Annotated in this window: 15 protein-coding genes and 1 pseudogene; 5 read left to right on the top strand and 11 right to left on the bottom strand. The window is 59.2% G+C overall.

Annotation, left to right across the window (positions count from 1 at the left end):
* Positions 1 to 10: 10 nt before the first annotated feature.
* From ACZ9IM_RS13545 to ACZ9IM_RS13590, 10 genes are read right to left on the bottom strand one after another with little or no spacing between them, the layout of a single operon-like run.
* The gene (locus ACZ9IM_RS13545) at positions 11 to 1,147 is read right to left on the bottom strand and encodes a glycosyltransferase (RefSeq protein ID WP_476224204.1); all 1,137 of its coding nucleotides are present in this window, start codon (positions 1,145 to 1,147) and stop codon (positions 11 to 13) included.
* Positions 1,140 to 2,108: a glycosyltransferase family 2 protein gene (locus ACZ9IM_RS13550; protein ID WP_427623799.1), complete on the bottom strand. Its 969-nt coding sequence runs from the start codon at positions 2,106 to 2,108 to the stop codon at positions 1,140 to 1,142. The genes ACZ9IM_RS13545 and ACZ9IM_RS13550 overlap by 8 nt, the downstream gene beginning before the upstream one ends.
* Entirely contained in the window at positions 2,105 to 3,472 is a 1,368-nt protein-coding gene (locus ACZ9IM_RS13555; protein WP_476224205.1) for an O-antigen ligase family protein, read from the bottom strand. Before ACZ9IM_RS13555 ends, ACZ9IM_RS13550 begins: the two co-directional genes overlap by 4 nt.
* On the bottom strand, positions 3,469 to 4,524 hold the full coding sequence (locus ACZ9IM_RS13560; protein ID WP_476224243.1) for a glycosyltransferase family 4 protein: 1,056 nt from the start codon (positions 4,522 to 4,524) through the stop codon (positions 3,469 to 3,471). Before ACZ9IM_RS13560 ends, ACZ9IM_RS13555 begins: the two co-directional genes overlap by 4 nt.
* Positions 4,525 to 4,556: 32 nt before the next feature.
* Entirely contained in the window at positions 4,557 to 6,152 is a 1,596-nt protein-coding gene (locus tag ACZ9IM_RS13565; protein WP_476224206.1) for a GumC family protein, read from the bottom strand.
* Positions 6,153 to 6,169: 17 nt separating this feature from the next.
* Positions 6,170 to 7,192 (bottom strand): polysaccharide biosynthesis/export family protein, encoded by a 1,023-nt coding sequence (locus tag ACZ9IM_RS13570; protein WP_427623804.1) that lies wholly within the window; start codon positions 7,190 to 7,192, stop codon positions 6,170 to 6,172.
* Positions 7,193 to 7,216: 24 nt separating this feature from the next.
* Complete coding sequence (locus ACZ9IM_RS13575; RefSeq protein ID WP_427623805.1) at positions 7,217 to 7,861, bottom strand: CpsD/CapB family tyrosine-protein kinase; 645 nt, start codon at positions 7,859 to 7,861, stop codon at positions 7,217 to 7,219.
* Positions 7,862 to 8,608: a sugar transferase gene (locus ACZ9IM_RS13580; protein WP_427623806.1), complete on the bottom strand. Its 747-nt coding sequence runs from the start codon at positions 8,606 to 8,608 to the stop codon at positions 7,862 to 7,864.
* Positions 8,605 to 9,663, bottom strand: a complete 1,059-nt coding sequence (locus ACZ9IM_RS13585; protein WP_476224207.1) for an NAD-dependent epimerase — start codon at positions 9,661 to 9,663, stop codon at positions 8,605 to 8,607. Before ACZ9IM_RS13585 ends, ACZ9IM_RS13580 begins: the two co-directional genes overlap by 4 nt.
* Positions 9,660 to 11,012 carry a UDP-glucose dehydrogenase family protein gene (locus tag ACZ9IM_RS13590; RefSeq protein WP_427623808.1) on the bottom strand — a complete coding sequence of 451 codons (1,353 nt, stop codon included), beginning with the start codon at positions 11,010 to 11,012 and terminating at the stop codon, positions 9,660 to 9,662. Before ACZ9IM_RS13590 ends, ACZ9IM_RS13585 begins: the two co-directional genes overlap by 4 nt.
* Before the next feature lie 380 nt (positions 11,013 to 11,392).
* On the opposite strand from ACZ9IM_RS13590, the gene ACZ9IM_RS13595 reads away from it, so the two are divergent.
* The 5 genes and pseudogenes from ACZ9IM_RS13595 to ACZ9IM_RS13615 form a co-directional block, all read left to right on the top strand.
* Positions 11,393 to 13,090 (top strand): sulfatase-like hydrolase/transferase, encoded by a 1,698-nt coding sequence (locus ACZ9IM_RS13595; RefSeq protein WP_427623809.1) that lies wholly within the window; start codon positions 11,393 to 11,395, stop codon positions 13,088 to 13,090.
* A 183-nt stretch (positions 13,091 to 13,273) separates the two neighbouring features.
* The gene (locus ACZ9IM_RS13600; RefSeq protein ID WP_008013141.1) at positions 13,274 to 13,942 is read left to right on the top strand and encodes an ABC transporter ATP-binding protein; all 669 of its coding nucleotides are present in this window, start codon (positions 13,274 to 13,276) and stop codon (positions 13,940 to 13,942) included.
* Between the two features lies 1 nt (position 13,943).
* Positions 13,944 to 16,415, top strand: a complete 2,472-nt coding sequence (locus ACZ9IM_RS13605) for an ABC transporter permease (protein ID WP_427623842.1) — start codon at positions 13,944 to 13,946, stop codon at positions 16,413 to 16,415.
* A complete protein-coding gene (locus ACZ9IM_RS13610) occupies positions 16,405 to 17,478 on the top strand; it encodes a lipocalin-like domain-containing protein (protein WP_476224208.1) in 1,074 nt (357 codons plus the stop codon). The genes ACZ9IM_RS13605 and ACZ9IM_RS13610 overlap by 11 nt, the downstream gene beginning before the upstream one ends.
* 199 nt (positions 17,479 to 17,677) lie before the next feature.
* Positions 17,678 to 17,863, top strand: a pseudogene (locus ACZ9IM_RS13615) (hypothetical protein); the annotation flags it as partial.
* Positions 17,864 to 18,259: 396 nt separating this feature from the next.
* On the opposite strand, the gene ACZ9IM_RS13620 reads toward ACZ9IM_RS13615, so the two are convergent.
* Positions 18,260 to 20,128: an ATP-binding protein gene (locus ACZ9IM_RS13620; RefSeq protein ID WP_427623812.1), complete on the bottom strand. Its 1,869-nt coding sequence runs from the start codon at positions 20,126 to 20,128 to the stop codon at positions 18,260 to 18,262.
* Positions 20,129 to 20,322 lie beyond the last annotated feature (194 nt).

The following is a 20,322-nucleotide window of genomic DNA, read 5'->3' on the forward strand; positions in this document are numbered from 1 at the left end:
CGCGGTCCTTTCAACGATTTTGCTCGGGGTTCCATTGCGCGTACCGCTGGCCGCGCAAGAACTGCCACAGACCGATACTCATCCCGGCAAGGGTCACCAGAACAAACGCGGCGAGGCGAAAGGGTTTGGGTAAATGGTGTTGCACATCCAGCAGGCCGACGATGGCCATCGCGTAACCGAGCAGTTGTGCGATCAGGCTCAGGCGATAGAAGCCATGTACATTCCACAGCCAGAAATTGCTCAGCAGCAACGGCACCAACAGGACCGGTGCCAAGCGTCGAATCAGCTTGTGGCTGATCAGTGCAATCGCATACAGGCCATACCGCCAAGGGTTCAGCAGCTCCCGGCGCTGGGCCAGGCTTTGCAGACCGCCGACGGTGACGCGCTGGCGGCGGCGCCATTGCTTGGCGATTTCGTCGACGCCCTGGTCGCTCACTTGTGCTTGGGGCACATAGACAATGCGTTTGAACGCCACCGGTGCGCAGGTACTGATAAAGAAGTCATCGTTGACCTCCGCCGGCACGTACTGGAACAACTCGCGGCGCAGGGCGAGCAGGGCGCCGTCGGCGGAGACCATGCAGCCGGTGCGATTTTCCACCTTGCGCAACCAGCCTTCGTAATGCCGATAAAGGCTGTCGCCCAGGCTCAGGCCCTTGCCCGGCACCGGGATCAGCATGTGCCCGGCACAGGCCCCGACCTGTGGATCGGCCAGGGGCGCGAGCAACTGGCCGAGGGTGTCGGTCGACCATTGGTTGTCGGCATCGGTGAACACCAGAATCTCGCCCGTGCTCAGGGCCACGCCGGCATTCAAGGTGGCTGCCTTACCCTGACGAGGCAGGTCGAGCACGCTGATGCGCGGGTCAATGACCTTGTGGGCGCAGGCCACGGTGTCGTCGGTGGAGCCGTCGCTGGCCAAAATGATGTGTAGCGAGCGCGCCTGATAATCCTGGGCGAGCAGGATGCGCAATTTCTCTTCGATATGCCGGGCTTCGTTGTGCGCGGCGATGATGATGCTGACATTCATGGGGGGGGCTGGCGCATGACGCCGCGCGCGGAACAACGGCGCGATCAGTGTCAGCAGCAGCGGATAGCCAAGCCAGGCATACACCGGCAATAACAGGCACAACCAGAAAATGAATTCAGCCACGGTCCGGCCTCCTGGCATTCCAATGACACAGGCTCAAAATGAGCGCGGCACCGGCCAGGTGCAGGCGCACCCAGTGCAGGCCCCACAGTTGCAGCATCAGGCCTATGTCATGGTGTTTCAGGCTTTGGCGCAGGCTCTGGGCGAGCGCTGGCAGGCTGGTGATGAACAGCGTGAATACCGCCAGCAGGGGAGAACCGTTGAGGAGGGCGGATAGCGCAATGAAATCCAACACCCAAGCGATGATTGACAGCATCGGGAAACGCAGTAAACGCATATTCATGCCGTGGCTGCGCAGTAATTGCAGGTGACTTCCTTGACGCCAGAACTCCTTGCCCATCCATTCGCGCCAACTGCTTTCGTAACCCCAATGCAGGGCAACGCTCTGGTTGACGGACAGCAGGCGTGCGCCAGAGTGGGAAAGGCGCATGGTGAAATCTTTGTCTTCGCCGGTGCGCAGGTTTTCGTTGAAGCCGCGGACCTTGTCGAACCATGGACGACGCATCAACAGGTTGGAACTGGGCAGCCATCGCACTGTTTTCAACGTTTCATCGTTCGGGCGCAACGTGCGGCGTTGCCAGGCATTGGCATACCACGGGGCTTCGGCCGGGGTGTGCAGGTCCAGTCCCAGGACGTCGACCTGAACTGCGGGTTGGATGCTCAACAACAGCGTGAGCCAGTCCTCGGGCACTTCGATGTCGGCATCAATGAAGGCCAGCCATTCGCCTGTGGCAACGGCGGCGCCGCGATTGCGCAGCGCACCTATCAGCAGGCCCGGCAGAACCAGCACCTGCGCACCCATTTGCCGCGCAATGTGCGGCCCTTGATCCTTGGAACCGTTGTCGGCCACGATCAACTCGCATTCCAGCCTGGCAGCCTCGACGGCTTTTTTCGCGGCGAGCAACGTACGGCCGATGTGTCGGGCTTCGTTGTACATCGGGATGACGAGGCTGATGCGGCTCATGCGCTAGCCTCCGTCGGCGGACGTTCTTCAGCCTTGAGGCGCAACACGAACGTCAGCGCGAGCATGATCCACAGGTATTTGTGATTCGGTGCGCTGAGGAACATCAAAAACAGCAGCAACGACATATAGCTCATGCTCAGGTGCGTGATCAGGTCGGCCTGTTCCCAATTTCGTCGCAGCATCCAGGCGTGACGGGCGCGGACCAGGTTGTACATCCCCAGGCCCAGCATGCCGACGAACAACAGGCCGGCGGGAATCCCCACTTCGCTGAAGATTTCCAGGTAAGTATTGTGCGCGCGGCGGTACAGGTCGCCGGGCTTGCGGTTGGCGGAAAACACTTTGGCGTAACCGGTGGTGGCGTAGTGCAGCGGGAAGGTGCCGGGGCCGGAACCGAGTAACGGGTGCTCTTGGATGATCTGGTTGCCGACCAGGATGTACGACGCGCGACGGCCCAGGGATTCGTCCTGGCTCTTGGCCCCGGCTTTCAAGATGCTCAAGGACTGGATGCGCGCGATGTAACCGGCCGGCATTGAATAAATGGCCAGCGGGATCACGATCGCAAGGCCAAGCATGGCAAAACCCAAGTGGCGCGGACGGATGCGTGGCAACTGCGCGCGGTAGTGCCAGGCACCGATCATCAAGCTGAGAAAAAGCACCACCAGCCCGGAACGGGAATCGGTCTTGGTCATGCCGCCCAGCAGCAAAATGCAGCAGCCGCCCCAGAACAATCGGTGCAACAGGTTCGGGCCGCGGATCACCAGCAGCAGCGCCAATGGCACGGCGAAGGCAATCAGCAGGGCAAACGAGTTCGGGTCTTCCAGCAGTCCTGCAGCGCGGCCCTGGTCCTGATACTTGGTGGAGAACATGGCCAGCGCGCTGGTCGCGCTGACGCTGAGGGTCACCAGCCGGGCGAACATATCGAGGTTCAACTCACGGCCGATCAGCAAGGTGATCACAAACAGAACCAGGCCGACGCTCATATCCCGCAGATGACTCTGGGACATGTCCAGGTTATCGGTATTGATCATGCTCAACAGGTACAACACCATGAACCAGATCAGGAAGCGCCAGATGTTGCTGCGCAGGCGCTCGGACGGAATCTGGTGGATAGCCAGTTGCAACATCACGATCAGCGCCAGAGACGCACCGATGAATTTGGTGCCCGATAGCGCGCTGCCCTTGAAGAAACCTTCGAACGGCACCAACGCCGCGATGCCCAACAAACCCCAGGCAGGTTTTCGGTACAGCACCGCGACAGCCACCAGGCCCAGTACTGCGCCTGGCGCCAGATACGGATAAGGGCTGGCCAGCAAACCAAGGCAGACCAGGGCGAGCAGACTGACGATCGAGAGCGGAAAGATCACGCGCGTGCCTCCCGTGCAGTACGGATATAAAGCTGCGACCAGCGTTCGGCCAAGGCCTTCAGGTCGTAACGGTCCAATTGCGTACGTCTTGCGTTGTCGATCAATTCGCGAGCCAGGGCCGGCTCATTCAGCAGCATATCGATCTGCCGGGCGAGAGCGGTGGTGTCGGTGGGTGTCGCCAGCAGGCCGTTGTGCCGGTCCTCCAGCACATCGGGAATCCCGCCGACGCTGAACGCCACCACCGGCACTCCGGCCTGCATGGCCTCCAGCAAAATCATCGGCGTGCCCTCGGTACGCGAACTGATCACCAGCGCATCGAGTTGCTGCCACCACCGGTTCATGTCGGTTTGATAACCCGGCAAGGTGATGCGTTTGTGCAAGCCGGCAGCGGCAATCCGCGCCAGCAAGGTTTTCTGTTCCGGGCCGTCGCCGAGCATCACGGCGTCCAGTTGCGGGTGTTGCTGACAGAGCGGAATCAGGGCATCGAGAAACAGGTCCGGGCCTTTCTCATTGCACAGCCGACCGACGTAACCCGCGAGCCAGCGCGGGTGTGTGGCAGTGTGAGGTAGCAGGCCGCTGGCCTTTGGCAGACCATTGGGAATCACTTGCAGTTTCTCCGTCCGGACACAGGCCTTGCGGTGCAGCACGGCGATGCTTTCGGCCACGCAAACCACGCGGTGCACCGACGCCGTGCGACACAATTGCAAACTCAGCCAGCCATAAACGCGTTGCTTGCGACTGCGCGGGGTGAAACCGTGTTGCGTAATCACCAACGGCAAGTCCAACAACGTGGCGGCCACCCAGCCAAATAGCAGCCCCTTGAAATTGTGCGTGTTGATCAGCGGCTGTTCAGCCCGCCGCTGACGTAAATGACGCAGCAATCCCCTCAAACCCGTGAAGCTGCGGCAGTCGACCCCAGCCCCGCGAAATCGCGCGATCAGCGCTGGTGGCGCATCGAGAAACAGCACTTGGTGCCGCCCCGGCGTCGCCAGGCAGTGGTCCAGCAGCATCCGCTCAGCCCCATAGAAGCCGCCGCTGCTGATCAAATGCATGATCGGCAGAGCGCTGGCGCTGAGCGGCCCGTTCAATGGCGCACCCAATGCACGAAGCTATCCACGGTCCAGTTTTTGTGCGGATTGTTCGGCACGACGTCTTGCTCGTTAATCACCAACAGCACCGGCAAGCCCAGTTCATGGGTGATTTGCGCTGGGTGTTTGAAGCGGTGATCGAAGAACTCACGCACGTAGACGAAGGCAATCGCCAGCAGTAGACCGGTCAGCATCCCGAACGGAATGATCAGCAGCGGTTTGGGGAACGCTGCATCGGTCGGTTCATACGGCGGGCTGAGTACCCGGGCGTTGGACATATCGTTGTCCAGCAAACCGGCGGAGCTGCTTTCGGCAAAGCGCTGGGCGTAGGTGGAGAACGCCGCGTGCAAGGCATTGATCTCGGTGTCCATCTGCTGCAACTTGCTCTGAGCCACTTGCAACTGATGGATGCGCTCCTTGAAGTCGGCGATGCGCGCGGTTTTCTGCTTGATCACCGAGGTGACAATCGCCAGGTCGTTGGTGCGCTCCTGAATCCGGTTGCTGACGATTTTCAGGAACTGCTGACGGGTGCGGGAAATCTGCTCGCGGGTCAACAGCATGGGTTCACTGCCCGGCTGGAAGACCGCCAGGTCGTTCATGTAGCGGCTGACCAGAGTGGTCAGTTGCTCACCGAGCTGTCTGATCTCCCGGTCTTCGAACGCAATGTTGTCCACCGTGGTGGTGAAGGTGAAGGGGAAGGTGTACTCGCTGAGCCGGGACGTATTGGTGGCAGACGTCAGGGCGGCTTTCAGGTAATCGAGCCAGCGCTGGCTTTGCAACAGGCGATCCTGATACAGGTTCAGGGCCTGTTCCTCGGTGTTGATGGCATTGAGGCGGAAGGTGATTTCTTCCTTCGGATCGGATGAAGCCACGCCTTCGAGCAACGCCAGCCGCGTGCCTTCCAGGCCATCGAGACGCACCTGATACTGCTTCTTCTTGGTTTCGTAGAAGCTCTGCGGCAGGTCGATCGATTGCAGTTCCTGACGGCTGGCCAGGTAGTTTTGCAGCAGCGCCGCGACAAACCGGGTGCCCTGGGCGGGATCGCCAAAGCTGTAGACAATGGAGATCACGTTAGAACCCGGCAGGGTTTCGATTTTCAGGTTATCGACGGCCTCTTGGGTGTAGGTATCCAGGGCGGTGTCCCGAACCGGATCGGTCTCAAGCCCGAATGCATCGCGCACCGGATTGACCACGTATTCACGCAAGGGGGTGGTCACAAAACGCTTGATCGGTTCGGTCACCAGTTTGCTGAAGATCCCGGGGTTGGGCGCGTACTCGCCTTTGGCCCGCAGGTCGCTGATGGTCTGACGGATCAGGGCCGGCGAACGCAGGATATTGCTCTCGGTTTCCATGTCTGCCAGTGACGGCGGAATGAACGAGGCATCACCTTGGGTCAGGGACGTGGTGGCGTCTCCCTGGGAGAGTTTTTTGGATTGCACGATCACCTGCGCGGTGATGTCGAAGCTCTGCTTGAGCATCAGCGGCAAGATCAGGGCGATCACTGCAAAGATCAGGAAGACTCGTTTCACCAACTGCTTGTTGGCGAAGAAAATCCTGAAGAACTCATGCAGGTAGTTTTCCTTTGGGTTCATGGTCGGTCACCTGAGCGTTAGTTGTCGCTGTCTTTGTTGTCGACGCGGTAGGCGAATCCGAAGCCCACCCCCTGGAACAACACCACGTCCGCCAGTTGCCGCGCGAGCTCACCGGCGCTGGCCAGTTTGGTCTTGGGCACGTAAAGCATGTCGTCCGGTTGCAGGTAAGCAATCTGCGACGCATCACCGGACAAGGCTTTTTCAACGTCGTAATGCACGGCCTGCACATGGTTGCCGGTGCGGCGCATGATCACTACCGAATCGAGCCGCGCCTTGACGTTAGTGCCACGGGCCAGGGTCAAGGCTTCGAGTACCGAGACCGGCCGGCGAATCGGATAGGAGCCCGGTTGCGCGACTTCACCCAGCACATAGATTTCGTTACCCGACGTGGATTTGAGCATGACGTCGACCTTCATCCGCCCCGGCAATTGCGCGTAGCGTTGATTGAGGAACGTTTCCAGTTGGTTGACCGTCATGCCTTGCAGCGGCACGGAGCCGATTTCCGGGAAACTTGCATAGCCGTCGTTGCCCACAACGATCTCCCGGCTCATACCGGTAGCGGGGTGGTTCAGGTTGCTCTTGAGGTTTTGCTCGTCGCTCAGCGGGCTGGTCACCAGCACCGTCACCTGATTGCGATTAGGCTGAAAAAGAGATTTGCGCTCATAGGCACGCTGGATCTCCTGCCGTGCTTCGACAGCTGTCAGCCCGGCGATTTTCACCGAGGTATTGGCCCCCGGCAGTTCGATGGTGCCGTCGGGCAGCACCCGTTGGGTGCCGTTGAGCTGGCTGGCCGCGGTGAAGTTCAGGGCGACCTGGTCACCGGACTGAATGCGGTAAGCGCCCGAGCTACTGGTGCTGACGTGAAAGATCACATCCAGCACGTCCTTGGGCCGCAGGGTCTGTTCGACCTTGGGCATGTCGGTGGCCTGGGCATTGGCCGGCTCGGCCGTGAGGATCTGCACCGGCATCTGCTGGGTTTCACTGGTGCTGGAGCAACCTGCAAGCGGCAGCAACAGCAGGAGAAGCATTTTGGCGTTCATAGCGTCATCCTTTTCTGCGGTTGCTTACAGGTTTTTGTAGAGCCATTTGGGCATGTAGTACTTGCGCCGGTTGAAGACGCTGCCCACCAGTTTTGCGCCAGCCTGAGTCAGGCGCTGGGCTGCGGCCTGGGCCACCTCCCAGCGTGTGTCTTCGGCGCGCACCACCATGATCACGCCGTCCACCAAGGTGCTGATGACCAACGTGTCGGTGGCCGAATACACCGCGTCGCCGTCGATCACCACGAAGCGATAGCGATCGCCCAACTGGTTGAGCAACGGGGCCAGTTGTTCGGTCGTCAGGTGCTCGGCGCCGCGGATGTGCCGCCCGTTCGGCAGGATGTGGAAGGGCAGGCTGGAAACATTCACCAGGCAGTCCTGCAGCAGCGGCGGTGAGTCGTTGAACAGCAGGTCTCGAAAGCCGCGCTCTTTGGTCAGCCCCAGCTGTTGCGTGAGGTTGCCCTCCGACTGGCTGGCGTCGACCAGCAGCACTTGGCCGCTGCTCATTGACGCCAGTTGGCTGGCCAGCGCCAGGGCGCTGGTGGTGGTGCCGGCGCCTGGATTGGCAGCGGTCAGGAAGAGGATCCGCAGATCCAGGTCGAGCACGGTCGAGGTCAGGTTGGACTCGCTCGGGCTGGCGATGGTCAGGCTTTTGTTCGATGAACCGTCCATTTAACTCGCTCCGTGGCCGCTGAATACTTTGAAGGGGGTTTTCAACAGGATCTTCAGATCAAGCAAGAGGCTCTGCTCGGCGATATAGCTGAGGTCCAACTCAACGCGCTGGTCGAAGTCGATATTGCTGCGCCCGGATATCTGCCACAGGCCGGTCATGCCGGGGTAGATGCTCAGGCGTGCAAGGTGGCTGTCCTTGTAGCGATAAGCGTTGAACGAGGTCGGTCGGGGACCAACCAAACGCATGTCGCCGCTGACCACATTGATCAGGTTGGGCAACTCATCAAGGCTGCTGCGCCGCAGGAAGCTACCGATAGGGGTAATCCGCGGGTCGTTGTCGATCTTGAAATCGATGGCATCGGCGCCGTGCTTGTTCAGATGCCGCAAGGATTCCTTGAGCTCTTCGGCGTTGGTCACCATGGTGCGGAACTTGTACATGCCGAACAGGCGGCCGCGGTAACCGGTGCGCTTCTGCACGAACATCACCGGCCCCGGGCTGCTGAACTTGATCACCAGCGCCAGGCCCAGCAGCACAGGGGACAGCAGCAGCAGAATCACCAGCGCGCCAAGGCTTGCAACCACTCGGTTGGTTCGCGACAGCGTCCAGGGCCGACCACCGTCACGGCCGGTCATCCAGCCGCGGCCCTGCATGTGGATCGCCGTGTCCAGGCGCATTCGGTGTTCGGGGTCCAGGCGTTTGTCACGCAGCATGTGATTGAGCAACACGCCTTTTTCATGTCCAGTCATAGAGTCCTCCGCTGAAGCCCTTGCGCGAGTGGCGAGTGGGCGTTGCGCAGTGGGTAGTAGTCACGGAACCAGGCGATGAATCGTCCGAGTCCTTCATCCAGCTCGATCCGTGGCTGGAAACCGGTGGCCTGGGCCAGATCGCTGGCATCGGCGCAGGTGTTGAGCACGTCGCCCGGCTGCAGGGGCAGCAACTCGACGAGGGCTTTTTGTCCGAGGTGTTTTTCCAGCAGCGCCAGGTAGTCCTTGATCTCCACTGGCTGTTGTCCGCCAATGTTGTAAATGCGCCATGGCGCCATGCTGCTGGCCGGGTCAGGTTGTTCGCGGTTCCACTGCGGTGCTGGTTGGGGGGCGCGCTCGATCAGGCGGGCGATGCTCTCGATGATGTCGTCGATGTAGGTGAAATCACGCTGGTGCTGGCCGTAGTTGAACAGCTTCAGCGGCTGCCCTTCGGCAATCGCCCGGGCGAACTGGATCGGCGACATGTCTGGCCGGCCCCAAGGCCCGTACACCGTGAAAAAACGCAAACCGGTGCAGGGAATGCCGAACAGATGGCTGTAACTGTGAGCCATCAGTTCGTTGGCTTTTTTGGTCGCGGCGTACAGCGACAACGGGTGATCGACGCCGTCCTTGACCGAGTAAGGCGTGTGCTGGTTGGCGCCATACACTGAACTGGACGAGGCATAGATCAAGTGCTTGACCGGGTGGTGGCGGCAGCTTTCGAGAATGTTCAGGAACCCGCTCAGATTGCTGTCGACGTAGGCCCGGGGATTTTCCAGGGAGTAACGCACCCCGGCCTGGGCCGCGAGGTGAATCACCACCTGCGGTTGTTCAGCGACAAACAGTGCGTCGAGGGCCGTGGCGTCGGCCACATCGACTTTCGCGAGCTGGAAATCGCCGACTTGCTTGCGCACCCAATCCACGCGGTCGTGTTTGAGTTGCGGGTCGTAGAAGTCGTTGAAATTATCCAGGCCGCATACCTCATGCCCGTCGCGCAACAGCCGCAACAGGCAATGGGCGCCAATGAAACCGGCCGCTCCGGTGACGAGTATTTTCATGGCCGTGGCGCCTCGGGAACGATGTGCCGAAGCCCGATACCGCTGTAGTGCAAACCGGCCGCCGCCACGTGCTCCGGGTTGTAAAGATTGCGCCCGTCGACAATCACCCGCGCGCGCAATTTACTCGCCAGCAGATCGAAGTCGACCACGCGGAAGTTCTTCCACTCGGTGCAGATCACCAGCGCGTCGGCATCTTCCAGGGTGTCGTCGCGGGTGGCGCACAGGTGCAGGTCATTGCGGTAGCCGTAAATGCGCCGGCACTCGGACATGGCTTCCGGGTCGTAAGCCTGCACGCTCGCACCTTCGGCCCACAGCGCCTCCATCAGATAACGGCTGGGCGCTTCGCGCATGTCATCGGTATTGGGCTTGAAGGCCAGGCCCCAAATCGCGATGGACTTGCCGACCAGGCCATCGGGAAACAGCGCCTGCAGTTTGCTGAAGAGGATGTGCCGTTGGCTGTCATTCACATCGGTGACGCTACGCAGCAGGCGCAATGACATGCCGTGATGTTCGGCGGTGTGCAGCAGAGCCCGCAGGTCTTTAGGAAAGCACGAGCCGCCGAAACCGCAGCCGGGGTAGATGAAGTGGTAACCGATGCGCGGGTCCGAGCCGATGCCTTTGCGCACCGCTTCAATGTCGGCTCCCAGCAACTCGGTGAGGTTGGCCAGTTCGTTCATGAAACTGATGCGGGTGGCGAGCATTGCGTTAGCGGCGTACTTGGTCAGCTCGGCGCTGCGGTTGTCCATGAACATGAGCTTTTCGCGGTTGCGGCAGAACGGTGCATAGAGTTCGCTCAACTGGTTGCGCGCTTCATCGTCATTGGTGCCGACAATGATCCGGTCCGGGCGCATGCAATCGGCCAGGGCGCTGCCTTCCTTGAGAAACTCCGGGTTGGACACCACCCGCACGTTCAACGCTTTTTTGCCACGGCGTTGCAGTTCTTCGTTGGCAGCGATCGCCACTTGGTCCGCAGTGCCCACCGGCACGGTGGACTTGATGATCAGGGTGCGATCGGACTCCATGAAACTGGCGATTTGCCGAGCGACATTCAGCACATGGCTGAGGTCGGCGGAACCGTCTTCATCGGCGGGAGTGCCCACCGCGATGAAAATCAGCTCCGCGTGTTCGACCGCGTCACTGGCCTGGGTGGAGAAGAGCAGGCGACCGGCCTTGATGTTGTCTTCCAGGGTGCTGGACAGTCCCGGTTCGCTGATCGGGGGCACGGCTTGTTGCAGTTGCTTGATCTTGTTGAGGTCAATGTCGACGCACAGCACGCGATGTCCCACATCGGCCAATGCCGCGGCTTGTATAAGACCGACGTAACCCGTACCAAATACGCTCACGTCCATACTGGCGTGCCTCGTAAAACGGTGGATGTAACTGAAATGAGACTGTCAAAAGGGGTATAGCCCAGCCGTGGGAAAGCGAGTCAGCAAAATGACGGGTAGCGCGACCGGGAAAACCCCGGTTTGACGGGCTTTTTGCCATCAAGTGCTTGCCGCTGCTGGATTTGCCGCGATTTTGAGGGGTTTGTGAGGGTTTTAAGAAAACGATAAACGGTCGTAGGGCTTGAAACACAAGGGTTACAGACACTTGAGTGTGTCAGATTCGAGGCAACGTTTTTTTGACGCTTTGGGGAAAAAACCGGCATTTCTTGCGCTTCGAGGGCTCGGTGCTAGTGTCAGAAAATGGCCGACAATCCATTGGCCACGGAGGTGCTGTAATCACCATGATCCGTTACCTCAAGGAACTGTTACTGGTTCTGTATTTACTCAAGAGTTACGACTACTACCTCGATCGTCTTGACGCGCTGGGCATCGGTTTTCCTGTGCTGCTGTATGGCGCAATGTTCGTCGTGCTGACAGTGGCGTTGTTCATGACCGCGTACATCCGCCAGACGCTGATCCGTCATCTGTTCGCGTTGGTGATGTCTGGCTCGGCGGTGTTCTTCGACGTCTATACGCAAGTGACTGCCGGTTACATGACCTACAGCAGTTTTGTGTCGCTGGTGTATTCCGGTGGCTTCATTCAAGAGGCCGTGTACCAGTACCGCGATGCAATCATCAGCGCGATGGTCAGTGGTTTGTTGCTGCTGTTCGGTATCGGGCTCAAGCCGCGGCGACGGGCGCCATTACCGGGTGCACTGTTGGTGGCGGCGCCAGTGTTCGGGGTACTGATGCTCAGCACCGTGCTGTTCGTGCGGGCCGGCGAGGGCGCCCGTGGCTTGCCGATCATGTACACACCGTTGGCCTATCTGAATCTGTTCACCTATGAAGCGCTGCACAACACCGTCGGGCCGCGTGAGCCAGTGAGCCTGTCGCGCGTCGATCAGCCGGTGGGGCACGACATTGTGCTGATCATCGACGAGAGCATTTCCGGCAACTACCTGGACATCAACACGCCGTTCGGTGTGCACAGCAATCTCAAGGAACCGCGCCCGGGCGTGGACATCTTCAATTATGGCTACGCGGCGTCCATCGCCAATTGCAGCGCCGACACCAATGTCACCCTGCGCTACGGTGGCACCCGCGCCGACTACATGCGGATCAACAGCACATTGCCGTCGATCTGGCAGTACGCAAAAAAAGCCGGGCTGCGCACCGTTTACATCGACTCCCAGCGCACGGGCGGCAACTTGCAGAACCTGATGAACGCTGCCGAGCAAAAGGACATCGACGAGTTCGTGCAATTCGACCGCACCAGCGTGCGTGACCGCGACATGGCAGCGGCGGCCAAGCTGATTGAGTTGCTCAACGACGGTAAGCCGGAGCTGGTAGTGATCAACAAGGTCGGTGCGCATTTTCCGGTACACGACAAGTACCCGGACGCCTTTATGGCTTACCGCCCGACATTGCCCCGCGGGCAGTTCGTCGAAGTGGCGGACACGGGCACACGCGATGGTTTCAACGGTCAGCCGGATGATTGGTTGCTGTACCGCAACGCCTATAAAAATACCGTGCTGTGGAATGTCGGCGAGTTCTTCGCACGGGTGTTTGCTCAGGCGGATCTGAGCCATGCGCTGCTGATCTACACCTCTGATCACGGGCAGGATCTGCACGAGCGCGGTAACCCGGGGCTCAATACGCACTGCGGTGATGATCCGGTGGAGGAGGAAGGGTTGGTGCCGTTGGTGGTGATTTCCGGCAGCGATTTGCAGACCCTGGACTGGCAGGCGCAATTGCCGGCCAACAAGGATCGCTCCAGCCACTACAACATCTTCCCGACGTTGCTGCAGGTGATGGGTTATGACCTAGCGGGGATTGAGGCGGTGTATGGCAAACCCTTGAGTGTGCCGACGGGGGACGATTTCACCTTTAACTATCGTTTCAATGCACGGTTGGGGGCCAAGCCAGAGTGGAAGCACATTGACCTGAACAGCATTGTGACGCCGGGGCGGGTGGTGCCGAGTGTGGCGGTGGGGCAGTGAGGTTGTTTGTTGGCTAAGCCGGCCCCTTCGCGAGCAAGCCCGCTCCCACATTTGATGGGTGTGAACACAGATTTTGTGTACACCGGCGATCCCTGTGGGAGCGGGCTTGCTCGCGAAGAACGATAACGCGGTCCCGCTGCCGTCCGCTATCCTAGGCCCACTGCCTTCAACGAGTCTCCCCTCATGCTTTCGGTCCAGGGCGTCTTCAAAAGCTACGCCACCCCCCAAGGCCCGCTGCCGGTATTGCAAGGCGTCGACCTCACGTTGAAACCCGGCAGCAGCCTGGCGCTGATGGGTGAATCGGGCAGTGGCAAGAGCACCTTGCTGCACCTGATCGCCGGGCTGGACAAGGTCGATCGCGGCAGCATCCGCAGCGGCGAGCATCGGCTGGAGCAGATGAACGAAAGCCAATTGGCGAACTGGCGGCGGACCGAAATCGGTCTGGTGTTCCAGCAGTTCAACCTGATTGGCAGTTTGCGCGTTGAAGACAATCTGGCGTTTCAGGCACGTCTGGCCGGGCGCCACGATCCACGTTGGCAGGCGCATCTGGTGCAACGTCTTGGGTTGGGAGATTTGCTGCGGCGCTATCCGGAGCAACTGTCTGGTGGGCAACAGCAGCGGGTCGCCTTAGGTCGCGCCCTGGCATCGCAACCCAAACTGCTGCTGGCCGACGAGCCCACCGGCAGCCTCGATGAAGCCACCAGCGATGAGGTGTTGAAGTTGTTGCTGGAACTGCTCGACGACAGCCCGACAACTTTGTTGATGGTCACTCACAGCCCACGGGTCGCCGCGCGGCTGGCAGACAAAGTGGTGCTGCACGGTGGCCGTCTGGCTGGCGCGGACGAGCGCTGAAGTGCGGGTTTTTCGTGAGACGCTGCGGGCGCTGCTCAGCCATTGGCGACAGCACCCGGTGCAATTTTTCAGTGTGCTGACCGGGCTCTGGCTCGCCACCAGCCTGCTGACCGGCGTGCAAGCGCTGAACAGCCAGGCGCGAGAAAGCTACGCCCGAGCCAGTCAGCTGATCGGCGGCGAACCGCAAGCCAGTCTCACGGCACTCGGCGGTGGGGTGTTTTCCCAGCAAGTGTTTGTCGATCTGCGTCGTGCGGGTTGGCCGGTATCGCCCGTGTTGCAAGGCCGGTTGACGCTCAAGGGTCATGAAGAGCAGCGCTTGCAGTTAATGGGGATTGAGCCTGTGTCGCTGCCGGCTGGTTCCGCAGTGGCCGGGCGGTCGTTGCCGATCGAGCTGATCGTCGAGTTTTTCACCTCGCCTGGCAGCACCTGGATTTCACCGCAGACTTTACAGGCGTTGGGCTTGCGCGAAGGTGAAACCCCGGTAGCCCGGAGTGGAGTCACCTTGCCGCCGCTGCGTGCCCAGACCGACATGGCGCCCGGTGTGTTGCTGGTGGACATCGGCTTCGCCCAACAGATTCTGCAATTACCCGATCAATTGTCACGCCTGCTGCTGCCCAAGGATTTCACCGCGACCCTGCCTGATGAGCTCAAGGGCCAACTCCAGTTCAAAAGCAGCGGCGAAGAAAACAACCTCGCGCGCCTGACCGAGAGCTTCCACCTGAACCTCGATGCCTTGGGCTTCCTGTCGTTCGTGGTCGGTCTGTTCATCGTTCACGCGGCGATCGGCCTGGCGCTGGAGCAACGCCGAAGCTTGCTCAGAACCCTGCGCGCCTGCGGGGTCAGTGCCCGCATGTTGATTGCCTGCCTTGCCGTCGAGCTGGGTGCTCTGGCGCTGATCGGTGGTATCGCCGGCGTCGTCAGCGGCTACCTGCTGGCCGGCGTGCTGTTGCCGGACGTCGCCGCCAGCCTGCGCGGCTTGTACGGCGCCGAAGTGCCGGGGCAGTTGAACCTCAGTCCGCTGTGGTGGTTCAGCGGTATCGGCCTGAGCCTGTTCGGTGCCTTGCTGGCCGGTGCCAACAGTTTGCTGCGGGCGGCGCGTTTGCCGTTGCTGGCGCTGGCCAATCCGCAAGCCTGGCACCTGGCCCACGCGCGCTGGTTGCGGCGCCAGGGGTGGGTCGCGGCGATGGCGACGATGATCGCGTTATTGGCGTTGATCTTCGGCGACAGCCTGAGCAGCGGCTTCGTGTTGATGGGCGCGTTGTTGATTGGCGCCGCACTGGCCTTGCCGGTGGTGTTGAACAGTGTGCTCAACTGGGTGCTTGGGCGCAGTCGTTCGGTGCTCGGCCAATGGTTTCTCGCCGACTGCCGCCAGCAACTGCCGGCCCTGAGCCTTGCCTTGATGGCGCTGTTGTTGGCGCTGGCGGCAAACATCGGCGCCGGCAGCATGACCGCCGGTTTCCGTCAGACCTTCAGCAACTGGCTCGAACAACGGTTGACCGCCGAGCTGTACCTCAATCCGCAAAATCCCGCCCAGGCTCGAGAACTGCACACCTGGCTCAAACAACAACCCCACGTCAGCGCGGTGCTACCGAACTGGCAGGTATCGATCCAGTTGCAGGGCTGGCCGGCGGACGTCTTTGGCGTGATCGACCACCCGACTTATCGCCAGCACTGGCCGCTGCTGGAAGCCTTGGGCGACAACCCTTGGGAGCGACTGGCCAAGGACGACGCGCTGATGCTCAGCGAACAATTGGCCCGGCGGTTGAAGGTACGGCTCGGTGATCACCTGACGATCCCCACGCCGAATGGCCCATGGTCTCCGCGGATCGTCGGGATCTACGCCGACTACGGCAATCCCAAGGGGCATCTGCTGGTCAACATTAATCATCTGCTGCGCGGCTGGCCGCAGTTGACGCCCAACCGTTTCAACCTGCGCATCGACCCGGCATCGATCCCCGGGTTCCTGACCGCGCTGCAAGCACGCTTCGCCCTGGACGACAGCCGTATCGTCGATCAGGTCCGGCTCAAGGGCTGGTCCACGCAAGTGTTCGAACGCACCTTCGCCGCCACCGCCGCGCTCAACAGCCTGACGCTGTGCGTCGCGGGCGTGGCACTGTTCATCAGCCTGCTGACCCAGAGCCAAAGCCGCCTTGGGCAACTCGCGCCACTGTGGGCGCTGGGCGTGACTCGGCGCCAATTGATGCTGCTGAACCTCGGGCAAACCTGGTTGCTGGCGGTACTGACGCTGGTGCTGGCGTTGCCCTTGGGCATCGCGTTGGCGTGGTGCCTGGACACGGTGATCAACGTTCAGGCCTTCGGTTGGCGCTTGCCGTTGCGGGTGTTTCCGTTGCAACTGTTGCAGTTGATGGGCCTGGCCTTGCTCGCGACCTTGCTCGCTTCGGCGTGGCCGTTGTACTCGCTGTATCGCACGCAACCGGCGGATCTGTTGAGGACGTTTGCTCATGAAGATTAAGGTCGGCGTGTTGCTACTGGCCGCGCTGCTGAATGGATGCGACAACACACCTGCGCCGGAAAAAGGCTTCGCCGGCCTTGGCCATCAGGCCGCCGCATTTACCCCGGTGGTGCCTGGGCGAGTTTTCAATTTCCCGGCGGACCACGGCCCCCACGATGGCTTTCGCATCGAATGGTGGTACATCACCGCCAACCTCAAAGACGATCAGGGCCAGGAATTCGGCGCGCAATGGACACTGTTTCGCAGCGCCTTGAAAGCGACCCCCGAGCAACCCGGCTGGGGCAATCAGACCATCTGGCTGGGCCACGCGGCCGTGACTTCCGCCACGGTACATCACGCCGCCGAACGCTACGCCCGAGGCGGCGTCGGCCAGGCCGGCGTGAGCCTGGCGCCGTTCAATGCATGGATCGACGATTGGCATTTCAGTAGTCAGGCCAGCAATGAAAATCCGCTGGCGGACCTGCAACTCAGCGCCCGCGACAAGGCTTTTAGATACCAGCTTCGACTGACCTCCACACGTCCACTGATACTTCAGGGCGACAAAGGCTTCAGCCAGAAATCCGAACAAGGCCAGGCGTCGTACTACTACAGCCAGCCGTTTTTCCAGGCCAGCGGCACATTGGAAATCGATGGCAAAACCTACACGGTCAGCGGCCCGGCCTGGCTCGACCGCGAGTGGAGCAGCCAACCCCTGACCGCCAACCAGACCGGTTGGGACTGGTTCTCCCTGCACCTGGACAGCGGCGAACAGGTCATGCTCTATCGCATGCGGCAAAAGGACGGCGCGCCGTACCTCACCGGCACCTGGATCGATGCCCAAGGGCAAACGCAGTTATTGCATGCCGACGACATCAGCCTCACCCCACAGGAGAAGGCCAATGTCGCTGGCCGTTCGATGCCTGTGAGCTGGTCGATCAAGATACCCGCCAAGCACCTCGATATCACAATCGGTGCCCTCAACCCCAAGGCCTGGATGGACTTGCGCATTCCCTATTGGGAAGGACCGGTGCGGCTGAGCGGCAGCCATGGCGGGCAGGGGTATCTGGAGATGACCGGGTATTAAGATCAAAAGAGGGTTATGCCTATGCCGCAATGTCGCGGGTGTACTCGGTCGGTGTAGGAGCTGCCGAAGGCTGCGATTTTTTGATCCTGCTCAATGCGTCCAATCCACAGGAACTCCCAGAGGCCTCCATCTCTCTACCGTAATAATACCGGCAGGAGCCCGCCGTGAACGTTGCCCACGAAGTCGACGATCCCGAAGCCTGAACACCACCCACATCGACCTGAAGAAAAACCAGCTGACCTTCCAAAACCCGGCCGGCCAATCCAAAACCGTCAACGTCGAAAGGCCTGAAGTCCAGGCGAAACTGAAAGATCTGAAAGTTGGGCAGAGCGTTATGGTGACCTATACCGATGTGCTGAAAGTAACCAGCCAACACCCAAGCTGATCATTACTTGTACGTATTGATTGTTCTTGTACAAATAATTGTATAAGAACAATCATTTTTAATGGTCGAACTGGTGAGTTTAAGAAGTTTGTATCTGAAGTTTTAGCAAAGGCTTACGAAATATCACGTGCATAAATTTCATGTTTATACCGAGGACATATCGGCCAAATTCTATTAAAATCCTTCCCGTTCGCCCGGTGTCAGGGCTCTTTACCGGTGCATGGATTGCCAGGCCATTACACTGGGCGAACACCTCCTCTGGAACGCAATGTTTAAAAGTTTCGGATATAAAAAATGGGCGACCTTGAAGTCGCCCATTTTTATTGGCTGGGTTAAAGCTGTGGCGCCGGACACCCTACCGGGGGGCTGTAATGGCGTTTGTAGCCTGAGTCCATTTCAACCCGAAATTGTATCCATTATCGGCGTGCTGGCCTGGAGCTGCTGCCGGTAGTTGGTTGCACGCTGTAGCACGCGGGTCAAGGCCTGAAAGGTCGCCGGTTTGGTTAAAATGTCATTGGCACCGGCGGCCCGGAAACGTTCTATCTCGCCCGAAAAAGCACTCGCGGTGAAAGCAACGATGTAGCAAGTATCGCCCAGTGGTCGTTTGCGGATTTTACGGATGGCCGTTAGCCCATCCATGACAGGCATGTTGATATCCATAAAAATGATATCTGGGGTCGAAGTCATGCACTGATTGACCGCCTCCAAGCCATTTGACGCAAGACCGGGTGCATAGCCCAACTCTTGTAACATCGCCATTGCAACTTTCTGACTCACGGGATGGTTTTCCACCAGCAGAATATCGAGCGGGTAATCCTCGGCAAAGGATGAGTCGAAATCAACCGATGCATGATCATCCCGGATGGGTAGTTCCGAGACTGAAAAAAGCTCCATGGGGAGTGAGAAGGAGAACGTCGATCCGACGCCAGGCTGACTGGTAAAGGATAAAGTCCCCTGCTGCGCCTCGACCAGATTTTTGCAGATGGAAAGACCGAGCCCACTCCCGGTAAAGCGTTGACTGGCCGGTCCTTTAAACTGAGCAAAGGGCTTGAACAGGCTGTCTTGCCGTTCCATTGGGATACCTATGCCGGTATCGCGTATGGAGAATTCGAGTCGGGCCCGAGTGCCGTAACCGCTAGTCGTGACCATGAGCGATACTTTTCCGGCTTCGGTGAATTTAACCGCATTGCCCAGCAAGTTGATCAATATCTGGCGCAGGCAATTGGTATCGGTTTTGACCAAGGGAGGTACGTCTGGTGAGACCAGGGCCTCAAGTACAATTGGCTTGTCCTGAATGTTTTGCCGGATCATTTCAATACTGGATGAAACCAGAGCTCTGATTTCGAAGACACGAGGCGTCAATTCAAGTTTTCCCGCTTCGATTTTTGCAAGGTCGAGAATGTTGTCGATAAGAGACAGCAGGGCTCGCCCGCTTGTATTAATCGTTTGTAGCAGACTGCTTTGCTCGCGGTTCAGGGCGGACCTCGCCAGCAACTCCGTCGCGCCGATAACACCGTACATGGGCGTGCGAATTTCATGACTCATGGTGGCCAAAAATCTGGTTTTTGAACGATCAGCGTCCTCGGCGGCATTTTTTGCCTGATTCAATACCTCTTCGTTTATTTGCAATTGCTGGAGATGAGCGCGCATGCGTATAAGGCTGAAGACGAGAAATACCAGAATGGCCAGGATGATATGCTGCAGGGAGTCTTGATTAAGTTGCTGGTAGTAATCCGCCAACGTCATCTCCGCACCCGCAATATAAATCGTACCGTCCTGCGATCTCATCGGGACGAAGACGGCGCGAAAATCTCCCCAGTGATCCGAGTAGTCGATCCAGGTGGGTTCGGTGCGCTCAAAACTGTCGAGCAAAGCCTGACTGGCATCCGGGTAGGGATCGAAAAAGCGTACGAAATTCTTCTCCAAGATCTCTTTTTTCGATGCGCTGGAGCTGACTAGATAAGCCTCGCCCGAGCGTTTGACCACACTGTAGACAAAAGCAGTCCCCATGGAATCGTTGAAGCTGGAGAGCCGTTGAATGGCATTCCAGTCCTCCGCCTCGGATTTGGACTGTTTGTCGATCAGATTGTCATGGTAGCGATCGCCAAGGATGGCCGAAGCGCCCAACGCGGCATGCAGCAGCTTGTTATTAATATTGTCAGTGAGGATCCCTTGAGTCTCGACGTAGAGGTAGTAGATATAGCCACTGACACCTACTATGTAGACCAAGAGAAAAATCCACGTTTTCCGCTTGAGTTTGAACATAAATCACAGCCTCCATACTGTAGGCCCAAGCATAATTTGAAGGCGAGCTGAAAACCATTGTTTTGTTTTTTGCTATTTTCAGGTGAGGCGTTACTTGACCGAATAGCCAGTTTTTTTACTCGCCGATTTTTTGGATTGATCAGAAATTTAAAGACAGTTTTTAACAAACTCTTGTGAAGTGCAGCGTGTATAAG

Source organism: Pseudomonas sp. TE12508, assembly GCF_056279485.1.